The organism is Pseudomonas sp. (assembly GCF_032058845.1).
Classification (GTDB): Bacteria; Pseudomonadota; Gammaproteobacteria; order Pseudomonadales; family Pseudomonadaceae; genus Aquipseudomonas.
Window position 1 is genome coordinate 1 of record NZ_DAMCCR010000126.1, and the last position, 10,336, is coordinate 10,336.

A 10,336-nucleotide genomic window follows, 5' to 3' on the forward strand; every position below is an offset into this window, starting at 1 on the left:
TACGCACGGTGGTGTGAGAGGACGGCGGATGTGAATCCGCCTCCTACTCGATCCTTTGATTCAGGAATTTCTTCACGGTTAAATAAGTAATTTCCTATATCTCCGGCGCGAAACGCTTCCTAAAGTGACGGGCTTTTCCGGCCGCGCGTGCGGCGTCGCGGAGCGACTCATGAACCGGCTCACCGTTCTCATTCATCAACAGCACCCGTTTCACCAGATCACCTTGCACCAGGCCTGCAACGCCCAGGGCATCTTTCGCGTGCGGCTGGTCAACGACCTGCTCACTGCACCCCTGTCGCTGCAAGCTCCCAGCCCCGCCGACCTGCTGATTCTCGACCAGGCCATGCCGGCCCGCTCCGGCAAGGTGCTGCTTGATCGGCTGCGCAGTGCACCTGCTACCCCGGCGTTGCTGTTTGTCGGCAAGCCGCAGGCCAAGCGCCCGGATTTTGCGCGTCTGGCCCGCGAGCGTGGGCTGTGGGTGTTGGGTGAGCTGACCTGGCCGTTGTCGGCACCGGCGCTCAGTCTGGCGCTGCGACGGCTGAACGGCATCACCCGTCCGTTGGGGCAGCAGCCCGCTTAGGCTGCGGGGTACAGAACTTTCCGCTTCGCTTGCAGGTCAGTACGTCTGTATCCAACAGAACAAGCGAGTACGCCGGATGGAACGAATCTGCAGACTGCTCAACGATGCCTTGACCCCTTATCACACCCGGCTGGGCGAAGAAGACGCCCGTGGCCAGCGCCTGCTCACCGTTCTCGATGACCACGGCGGGCACGTCCTCAGCCGCGCGGTCAGCCCCTATCAGTTGCAGGACCACCGCATGCTGGTCGATCTGGTCGACGGTTTGCACCGCGACCTGCAGATCGCCGAAGGGCGTTTGCAGCCCTGTGTCATCGCCGCCGCGCAACAGTGCAAGGTCGCGCAGGGAACCTTCGCCTGAGGTTGCCGTCAGATCATTCAAGGGTCGTCGGTCGTTGCTTTGCTCCGGTACCGACAGGGCGGCCACGCAAAGCCCAAGGTTGGCTTTGACTTCAACCCCGGTCGGTTACCCCAGCGACCGGGGTTTCTTTTGCCTGCAGTTTGCGAGGCGCTATTGGCCGGCCTCAGATCGCGCCACTGCTTCGCAACCGGGCAATCGTCGCCGCGTCGTAGCCCAGGGCTGTCAGCACGGTATCGGTGTGTTCACCCAACGCCGGCCCCACCCACTCGGTGCCGCCCGGGGTTTCCGAGAGCTTGGGCACGATGCCGGGCATCTTGAACGGCTTGCCGTCGGGGAGGGTGGCCTGCAGCAGCATGTCGCGGGCCAGAAATTGCGGATCACTGAACATGTCTTCAGCCGAAAAGATGCGGCTGGCTGGCACCTCGGCCGCCGTCAGTGCGCGCATCACCTCGTCCAGCGCCAAGCCATTGACCCAGCGGTCGATCACGCCATACAGCTCGTCGCGGCGCAGGTCGCGCCCATCGTTGCTGGCCAGGGTTGGGTCCTCGGCAAGGTCCGGGCGACCCAGTGCGTGCATCAGCCGCTTGAAGATGGCGTCACCGTTGGCGCCGATCTGCACGTGCCGGCCATCGGCGCTGGTGTGGATGCATGAGGGTGTGATGCCCGGCATGATGTTGCCGGTGCGCTCGCGGATGAAACCGAACACATCGAATTCCGGCACCATGCTTTCCATCATGGCGAAGATGGCTTCGTACAGCGCCACGTCCACCACTTGCCCGCCACCGCCATTGACCTCGCGATGACGCAAGGCCATCAACGCTCCGATCACGCCCCATAGCGCGGCAATCGAGTCACCGATGGAAATGCCCGTGCGCACCGGCGGGCGATCGGCGAAGCCGGTGATATAGCGCAGGCCGCCCATGGATTCGCCCACCGCGCCAAACCCTGGCTGATCCTTCATCGGCCCGGTCTGGCCGAAGCCCGACAGGCGCACCATCACCAGGCGCGGATTGAGCGCATGCAGCACATCCCAGCCCAGGCCGAGCTTTTCCAGCACGCCGGGGCGGAAGTTCTCGATCAGGATGTCAGCCTCGCTGAGCAGGCGCTTGAGCACCTCGCGCCCTTCTTCGTGCTTGAGGTTGAGGGTCAGCGACTGTTTGTTGCGCGCCTGCACGAACCACCACAGCGAGGTGCCTTCATAGAGTTTTCGCCACTTGCGCAGCGGATCGCCGCCATCCGGGGATTCCACCTTGATCACCTCGGCGCCGAATTCAGCGCAGATGCGTGAGGCGAAAGGGCCGGCGATCAGGGTGCCGAGTTCGATGACCTTGAGGCCGGCGAGGGGTTTGCTGGGCGTAGACATGCGACGTTCCATGGCGGCGGGGCAGAGCGGGGGTTTTATCACAGGCGGCAGTGACCCGATAGCGCCTGCCACTGGGTCAGCGGAGCGCCGTTGAGGGCTGGGATCGGTTAGACTGGCGGACTTTTTCGACACCGAGCACGAAGCCCTTCCTATGGCCCAGCCGTCCACGACCTACAAATTCGAACTGAACCTGACCGACCTCGACCGCGGCGTATACGAAAGCGTGCGTCAGACCATTGCCCGCCACCCTTCGGAAACCGAGGAGCGTATGACCGTGCGCTTGCTGGCCTACGCGCTCTGGTACAACGAGCAGTTGTCGTTTGGCCGTGGTCTGTCAGACGTGGATGAAGCGGCATTGTGGGAAAAGAGCCTGGACGACCGCATCCTGCACTGGATCGAAGTCGGCCAGCCCGATGCCGAGCGCCTCACCTGGTGTTCACGGCGCACCGAGCGGACCAGTTTGCTGGCCTATGGCAGCCTGCGTGTCTGGGAGACCAAGGTGATCGGCGCGGTGAAGTCGCTGAAGAACCTCAACATCGCGGCCGTGCCGCAAGAAGTGCTGGAAGTCCTGGCCAAGGACATGCCACGCACCATCAAGTGGGACGTGATGATCAGCGAGGGCACGGTGTTCGTCACCGATGACCGCGGCCAGCACGAAGTGCAACTGCAATGGCTGCTCGGTGAGCGCGGCTGACCTGACTTTCCCCTGATTACCGAAGACCCCATGCGTATCGAACCTCGAGCATTGCCTTCGCCGTTGCCTGTGCTGGGCAACCTGCCACCCTTGCTGACCCGCCTGTATGCCGCCCGCGGCGTACAGAGTGAAGCCGAACTGGACAAGAGCCTGGCGCGGCTGCTGCCCTATCAGCAGCTCAAGGGGATCGACGCTGCGGTCGAGCTGCTGGTCGAGGCCATCGACCAGGGCCAGCGGCTGCTGATCGTCGGTGACTTCGACGCCGACGGCGCCACGGCCAGCACCGTGGGGGTGCTGGGATTACGCCTGCTGGGTGCGGCACACGTCGATTACCTGGTGCCCAACCGCTTCGAGTACGGCTACGGGCTGACCCCGGAGATCGTTGCCGTCGCGCTGCAGCGTCAACCGCAGCTGCTGATCACCGTGGACAACGGCATTTCCAGCGTTGAAGGCGTGGCGGCAGCCAAGGCTGCGGGGCTCAAGGTGCTGGTCACCGACCACCACTTGCCAGGGCCGCAGTTGCCCGACGCCGACGCCATCGTCAATCCAAACCAGCCGGGCTGCGAATTCCCCAGCAAGGCGCTGGCCGGCGTCGGTGTGATCTTCTACGTGCTGATGGCCTTGCGTGCGCGCCTGCGCAGCCTCGGCCGTTACGCGCAGCAGCCACAGCCGAACATCGGCGAGCTGCTCGATCTGGTGGCCCTGGGCAGCGTGGCTGACGTGGTGCCGCTCGATGCCAACAACCGCATCCTCGTCCACCAGGGCCTGGAGCGGATCAGGGCAGGCCGCGCGCGACCGGGGCTCAAGGCCATCCTGGAGGTGGCGCGGCGTGATCACAGCCGCCTTAACTCTACTGACCTGGGCTTCATCCTGGGCCCGCGGTTGAACGCCGCAGGCCGGCTGGACGACATGAGCCTGGGCATCGAATGCCTGCTCTGCGAAGACGCCGCCACGGCGCTCGACATGGCCCAGCAACTGGACGGTCTCAACCAGGATCGCAAGAGCATCGAGCAAGGCATGCAGCGCGAGGCGCTGGCCCAGCTCAAGGACATTGCCGTCGAGACCCTGCCCTATGGCCTGTGCCTGTTCGACGCCGACTGGCACCAAGGCGTCATCGGCATCCTCGCCTCGCGCCTGAAAGAGCGCTATCACCGGCCAACCATTGCCTTCGCCGACGCTGGCGACGGGTTGCTCAAGGGCTCGGCGCGCTCGGTTCAGGGGTTTCACATCCGCGATGCGCTAGACGCCGTTGCGGCTCGCCATCCTGATCTGATCAGCAAGTTCGGCGGGCATGCCATGGCTGCCGGTCTGACCCTGCCCGCCGAACACTTTCCGGCGTTTTCCCAAGCCTTCGACGACGAAGTGCGCCGGCAGCTGGTCGAGGAAGACCTTACCGGGCGGCTGCTGTCCGACGGCAGCCTGGCGGTGGAGGAATTTCATCTGGAGCTGGCCCGCGCGCTGCGCAATGCCGGGCCCTGGGGCCAGCATTTTCCGGAGCCGCTGTTCCACGGTGTGTTCCAGCTGGTGGAGCAGCGCATCGTCGGTGAGCGTCATCTGAAGGTGGTGCTGAAGAGCGAATGCGGCGCCGTGCGCCTGGACGGCATTGCCTTCGGCGTGGATCGCGAGATCTGGCCCAATCCGACCGTGCAATGGGTGGAGCTGGCCTACAAGCTCGACGTCAACGAGTTCCGGGGCAACGAAAGCGTGCAATTGCTGATTGCCCATATCGAGCCTCGCTGAGGGCGTTGGGCGGCCTGAGAATCGCACCGCTCAGGGCTCGCGCGGCGAATCAGTGGGAACCATTGCCCAGGGCAAACTGGTCTAGTCTCAGAGACGTGGTACCGGATCCAGGCTGCATATGAGCGTCCGGGCCGCATTACCCTTGGAGTCCTGGGAGGTCTTTCCATGAGCCTGCTGCTAGAGCCCTACACCCTGCGTCAGTTGACCTTGCCCAACCGCATCGCCGTGTCCCCCATGTGCCAGTATTCCGCTGCCGATGGCCTGGCCAACGACTGGCACCTGGTGCACCTGGGCAGCCGCGCTGTAGGCGGCGCCGGGTTGATCATCACCGAAGCCACGGCCGTCACCGCCGATGGCCGGATCACGGCTGGCGACCTTGGCCTGTGGTGTGACGAGCAGATCGCGCCGCTGCAGCGCATCACCCGCTTCATCACCGCCCAGGGCGCCGTGCCGGGTATTCAGCTGGCCCATGCCGGTCGCAAGGCCAGCACCCATCGGCCCTGGATTGGCAAGCATGGCAGCGTGCCCCAGGAGGAGGGCGGCTGGCAGCCGGTCGGGCCTTCGCCCATTGCATTCGATCCCGAACACACCGCGCCGCGGGCGCTGTCCGAGCACGAGATCGCCGAGATCATCCAGGCCTTTACCGACGCCGCGCGCCGCGCGTTGACGGCGGGTTTCAAGGTGGTCGAAGTGCACGCCGCCCATGGCTACCTGTTGCACCAGTTCCTCTCGCCGCTGAGCAACCAGCGTCGGGATAGCTATGGCAGCTGCTTTGAAAACCGCATTCGCCTGACGCTTGAGGTGACTCAGGCCGTGCGCGATGTGTGGCCTGCCGAGCTGCCACTGTTCGTACGCGTGTCGGCCACCGACTGGGTCGAAGACGGTTGGAACCCTGATGAAACCGTGGAGCTGGCGCGACGTTTGCGGGCCATTGGCGTCGATCTGATCGATGTCTCATCGGGCGGCACCTCGGCCAATGCCGAGATCCCTACAGGGCCTGGCTACCAGACGCGGTTCGCCGAGCGGGTACGCAAGGAATCGGAAATGGCCACCGGTACCGTGGGCATGATTACCGAACCGGCTCAAGCCGAACACATCCTGCGCACCGGCCAGGCGGACCTGATATTCCTCGCCCGCGAGCTGCTGCGCGACCCGTACTGGCCGCTGCATGCCGACGATGACCTGGGCGGGCACAAGGCAACCTGGCCCGCGCAGTATCAACGTGCGACCAGCCGGGCCAGCCCGATTCATGAATCCGATTTGCGTGACTGAGGAGCGCGCAGCGCAGGGTGGGTTCACCGCTCATCACGCTGAGGCGAGCTGACGGCCGGCCGCGTCTAGCCCGATCGAGCCCGATCGAGCCCCCACCCTGGCGGACCCCCTGCGCCCCCTGGAGCGGCGGTCCGGCGTTCCGGTCCGTCGCGATGGGCGGCGCAGCCGCCCTAAAGCTTCCACCTCGATAACCTTGCCTATGCACGCGCAACTGCAAACGCACGCAGCGCCGAGTAACATCCCGTCTCAAATCCCCTGACCGCTCGCCGGCCATCGCTGAACCGCCTTCGACACCTGCCAGTCTCACCCTGAGTACCCTTCCCCGTTCTCGGAGACACCGGCATGAACACCCGCGGCTTGCTCGACCAATTGCTCAAATCCGGCCAGGACCTGCTTAAACAGCACGCCGGCAAAACACCGGGTGCCTCATCCGGTTCCAGCTCCGGTTCCGGCCTGGGTGGCCTGTTGTCCGGCATGGGCGGTGGAGCCCTGGGCGCGGGGGCGTTGGGCGCACTTCTGGGCAACAAGCGAACCCGCAAGGCAGGCGGCAAGGCCGTCAGCTACGGCGGTCTGGCCGCGCTCGGCATGCTGGCCTACAAGGCTTATGGTGCCTGGCAGGCCAGTCAGGCCAACGCCAACCAAGCCAACGGTAACCAGGCCAATCAGGCCTATCAGACCACCCCCAACCAGGCCCCTCAGGCCGATTCGACGAGTTCCGCCAATGCCGTCGCTTCCCACTCAGCCAACCCCGACAGTGCCCCACCCCGCGAACCGCAAACCCTCGACCGCGTACCCGCCGACCAGGCCGAACAACATTGCCAGGCCGTGCTGCAGGCACTGGTCGCTGCCGCCAAGGCCGATGGCCATGTCGATGAGCGCGAGCGCGCGTTGATCGAGGGTGAATTCAGCCGCTTGGACAGCGACCCTGAACTGCACCAGTGGCTGCAAGCCGAACTGGCCAAACCGCTGGACCCGACCGAAGTGGCGCAAGCGGCCAGGACCCCGGAAATGGCCGCCGAGATGTTCCTGGCCAGCCTGATGATGGTCGATGAGGAGAACTTCATGGAGCGTGCCTACCTGGACGAGCTGGCCCGGCAATTGCGCCTGGACCCCGGCCTTCGCCACGAGCTGGAAGCCCAGGCCCGGCTCGCCGGTGCCCAGCAAGCTGGCTAAATGCTATTTATGTAGGCAAGGACGCCATTGTTACCGGAACTTCTCCCGCAATTGCGTAGGAAGCCTAGGCTATACTCGTGCGATTTCCCCGCTTGTAGGGTATCCCTGAGGGCTGAACGTGAAGAACTGGACCATGCGCCAACGGATTCTGGCGAGTTTCGCCGTGATCATCGCCATCATGCTGCTGATGATCGTGGCAGCTTATTCCAAGCTGGTGGCCATCGAGTCCAGCGAAGAGGCGGTCGGCTCCGACAGCATTCCCGGGGTGTACTACAGCTCGATGATCCGCAGCGCCTGGGTCGACAGCTACGTCAGCACGCAGCAGCTGGTCGGGCTGTCGCGCCACCGCGAGGTCACCACGGCCGACGCGGAGATGTTCAAGGCCTTCGACGAGCGTCTTCATCAGTCGATGAGCAGTTACCAGCAGACCATCCGCACCCTCGAAGACCGCGCCAGTTTCGACGCCTTCGTAGTGATGCAGCAGCGCTACGTGGAGCTGATCGGGCAAGTGCTCCAGGCCTACCGTGAGCAGAACTTCGTCGAGGCCGAGCGGCTGATCATCGAGGTCCTGACCCCGGCCTGGGCCGAAGGCCGCAAACACCTCAACGATGTCATCGAACGCAACCGTGACCGCGCCAACGACGCCTCCAACGACATCGTCGCAGCAGTGGCCACGGCCAAGGTCAGCATGATCGTCTCGCTGGCGCTGGCGATCATCGCTGCGGGCATCTGCGGCTTGCTGCTGATGCGCGCGATTTTCGACCCCATGCAGAAAATCGTCATGGCGCTCGACCGCCTGCGCTCAGGCGACCTGAGCATGCGCCTGGACCTGGCGCGGCGTGACGAGTTCGGCGCCATCGAGACCGGCTTCAACGAAATGGCCGAGTCGCTCGCCAGCCTGGTGTCCCAGGCCCAGCGCTCGTCGGTGCAGGTGACCACCTCGGTGACCGAGATCGCCGCCACCTCCAAGCAGCAGCAGGCCACCGCCACCGAAACCGCCGCCACCACCACCGAGATCGGCGCAACCTCGCGCGAGATCGCCGCCACCTCGCGCGATCTGGTGCGCACCATGAGCGAAGTGACCAGTGCCGCCGACCAGGCGTCGAGCCTGGCCGGTGCCGGTCAGCAGGGCGTGGCACGCATGGAAGACACCATGCACCAGGTGATGGGCGCCGCCGAACTGGTCAATGCCAAGCTGGGCATCCTCAATGAGAAGGCCGGCAACATCAATCAGGTGGTGGTGACCATCGTCAAGGTTGCCGACCAGACCAACCTGCTCTCGCTCAATGCCGCCATCGAGGCGGAAAAAGCCGGGGAGTATGGTCGCGGTTTTGCCGTGGTAGCGACTGAAGTGCGCCGCCTGGCTGACCAGACCGCTGTAGCGACCTATGACATCGAACAGATGGTGCGCGAGATCCAGTCGGCCGTATCGGCGGGGGTCATGGGCATGGACAAGTTCTCCGAGGAGGTGCGCCGCGGCATGTTCGAGGTGACCCAGGTCGGCGAACAGCTCACGCAGATCATCCAGCAGGTGCAAGCCTTGGCACCGCGCGTGCTGATGGTCAATGAGGGCATGCAGGCCCAGGCCACCGGCGCCGAGCAGATCAATCAGGCGCTGGCCCAGCTCAGCGATGCCAGTACCCAGACCGTGGAATCCCTGCGCCAGGCCAGCTTCGCCATCGACGAACTGAGCCAGGTCGCCGCAGGCCTGCGCGGCGGTGTTTCGCGGTTCAAAGTCTGACCGGCCATGAGCGACTCGAGTGATCGCGTGGCGCCGCAGCGCCCAGGCAAGGGCACGTTGTACCTGCTGTTTCGGCTCAAGGCCGAGCGCTTTGCCCTGGATGTGCACGAAGTGATCGAGGTGCTGCACCATCGTCCGCTCAAGCCCATTGCCCAGGCGCCGGCGTGGGTCGCAGGCGTGTTCGCCCATCGCGGCGTGCTGATCCCGGTTATCGACCTTGCGCAACTGACCTTTGCCACGCCCTCGCTGCAGCGCACCAGCACCCGCCTGGTGCGGGTGCATTACCGGCCCGGCGACGGACGTGACCTGCAACTGGGGCTGATCCTCGAACAGGCCAGCGAGACCTTGCGCTGCCATGCCGACGACTTCCAGCCCTATGGCCTGGACAACCCCGAGGCGGCCTACCTGGGCCCGGTGCGCCAGGACGAGCGTGGCCTGGTACAACGCATCCAGATTGCCGACCTGCTGCCCGAGGCCGTGCGCCAGTTGCTGTTCCCGCTGGATGGCCGCGAGGTGCCAGCATGAACGACAACCGTTTCTTCCGTTTCCTGCAGGTGCGCATCGGCCTGGACGTCGAATCGGTCGGCGCCGGCATGGTCGAGCGAGCGTTGCAGCAGCGTTGCCTGGCGATTCAGGCCCGTGACCTGGATGACTACTGGCTGCACCTGCAACAGTCGGCGGTCGAGCAACAGGCGCTGATCGAGGCGGTGATCGTTCCGGAGACCTGGTTCTTCCGCTACCCCGACTCGTTCGCCGCCCTGGTGACCCTGGCCCGCAAGTGCCTGGCCGAGCGCAGCCCGAGCCGCCCATTGCGCCTGCTAAGCCTGCCCTGCTCGACCGGCGAAGAACCCTACTCGATCGCCATGGCCTTGCTCGACAGCGGCCTTGCGCCCAGCAGCTTCAGCATCGATGCGATGGACATCAGCCCGGTGTCGATCGCCAAGGCCGAGCAGGCGCTGTATGGCCGCAACTCGTTCCGCGGCGCCGATGTGGCATTCCGCGAGCGGCACTTCAGTGAAGACGAAGACGGCCAGCACCTGCACCCGCGCGTGCGTGCGCAGGTCACCTTGCAGGTCGGCAATGTGCTTGACCCTGCGCTGCAGGCGCGTGACGGGCAGTACGATTTCGTCTTCTGCCGCAACCTGCTGATCTATTTCGACCTGCCCACCCAACAGCGCGTGTTCGAGGTGCTCAAGCGCCTGATGCAACCCCAGGGCGTGCTGTTCATCGGCCCGGCCGAAGGCAGCCTGCTGGCGCGCCTGGGCATGCGTCCGGTGGGCATTGCGCAGTCGTTCGCCTACGTGCGCCAGGAACCGCCAGCGCGGGTGCTGCCCACGGCATCTGCGGGTCTGCCCAGGTCGACCGCGCTGGCCGCCCCGTTCTCGTCAACGCCGCCAGCGCCTGCCACCGCGTCC

The 10,336-nt window shown here is 65.0% G+C and carries 10 protein-coding genes; 9 read left to right on the forward strand and 1 reads right to left on the reverse strand.

Going from position 1 to position 10,336, the window contains the following annotated elements; translation table 11 throughout:
- Positions 1-169: 169 nt before the first annotated feature.
- Together RT028_RS18100 and RT028_RS18105 are read left to right on the forward strand one after the other, a co-directional pair.
- Positions 170-580, forward strand: coding sequence for a histidine kinase (locus RT028_RS18100; RefSeq protein ID WP_312936532.1), 411 nt, complete (start codon positions 170-172; stop codon positions 578-580).
- A gap of 76 nt (positions 581-656) precedes the next feature.
- Positions 657-938 carry a DUF3509 domain-containing protein gene (locus RT028_RS18105; protein ID WP_312936534.1) on the forward strand — a complete coding sequence of 94 codons (282 nt, stop codon included), beginning with the start codon at positions 657-659 and terminating at the stop codon, positions 936-938.
- Positions 939-1,101: 163 nt separating this feature from the next.
- Here the strand turns inward: RT028_RS18105 and RT028_RS18110 are convergent, their stop codons facing one another.
- Complete coding sequence (locus RT028_RS18110; RefSeq protein ID WP_409567299.1) at positions 1,102-2,313, reverse strand: CaiB/BaiF CoA transferase family protein; 1,212 nt, start codon at positions 2,311-2,313, stop codon at positions 1,102-1,104.
- 139 nt (positions 2,314-2,452) lie between these two features.
- Between RT028_RS18110 and RT028_RS18115 the strand changes: the two genes are divergently transcribed.
- From RT028_RS18115 to RT028_RS18145, 7 genes are all read left to right on the forward strand, one after another.
- Positions 2,453-2,995: a YaeQ family protein gene (locus tag RT028_RS18115; RefSeq protein WP_312936538.1), complete on the forward strand. Its 543-nt coding sequence runs from the start codon at positions 2,453-2,455 to the stop codon at positions 2,993-2,995.
- Positions 2,996-3,025: 30 nt separating this feature from the next.
- Positions 3,026-4,735 (forward strand): single-stranded-DNA-specific exonuclease RecJ, encoded by a 1,710-nt coding sequence (gene recJ, locus RT028_RS18120; protein ID WP_312936540.1) that lies wholly within the window; start codon positions 3,026-3,028, stop codon positions 4,733-4,735.
- Positions 4,736-4,900: 165 nt separating this feature from the next.
- Entirely contained in the window at positions 4,901-6,007 is a 1,107-nt protein-coding gene (locus RT028_RS18125; RefSeq protein WP_312936542.1) for an NADH:flavin oxidoreductase/NADH oxidase, read from the forward strand.
- A gap of 342 nt (positions 6,008-6,349) precedes the next feature.
- Positions 6,350-7,180, forward strand: a complete 831-nt coding sequence (locus RT028_RS18130; RefSeq protein ID WP_312936544.1) for a tellurite resistance TerB family protein — start codon at positions 6,350-6,352, stop codon at positions 7,178-7,180.
- Between the two features lie 118 nt (positions 7,181-7,298).
- Positions 7,299-8,921 (forward strand): methyl-accepting chemotaxis protein, encoded by a 1,623-nt coding sequence (locus RT028_RS18135; RefSeq protein ID WP_312936545.1) that lies wholly within the window; start codon positions 7,299-7,301, stop codon positions 8,919-8,921.
- A gap of 6 nt (positions 8,922-8,927) precedes the next feature.
- On the forward strand, positions 8,928-9,446 hold the full coding sequence (locus tag RT028_RS18140; RefSeq protein WP_312936546.1) for a chemotaxis protein CheW: 519 nt from the start codon (positions 8,928-8,930) through the stop codon (positions 9,444-9,446).
- A partial coding sequence (locus RT028_RS18145; RefSeq protein ID WP_312936548.1) for a protein-glutamate O-methyltransferase CheR occupies positions 9,443-10,336 on the forward strand: 894 nt, incomplete at its 3' end. The genes RT028_RS18140 and RT028_RS18145, both read left to right, overlap by 4 nt.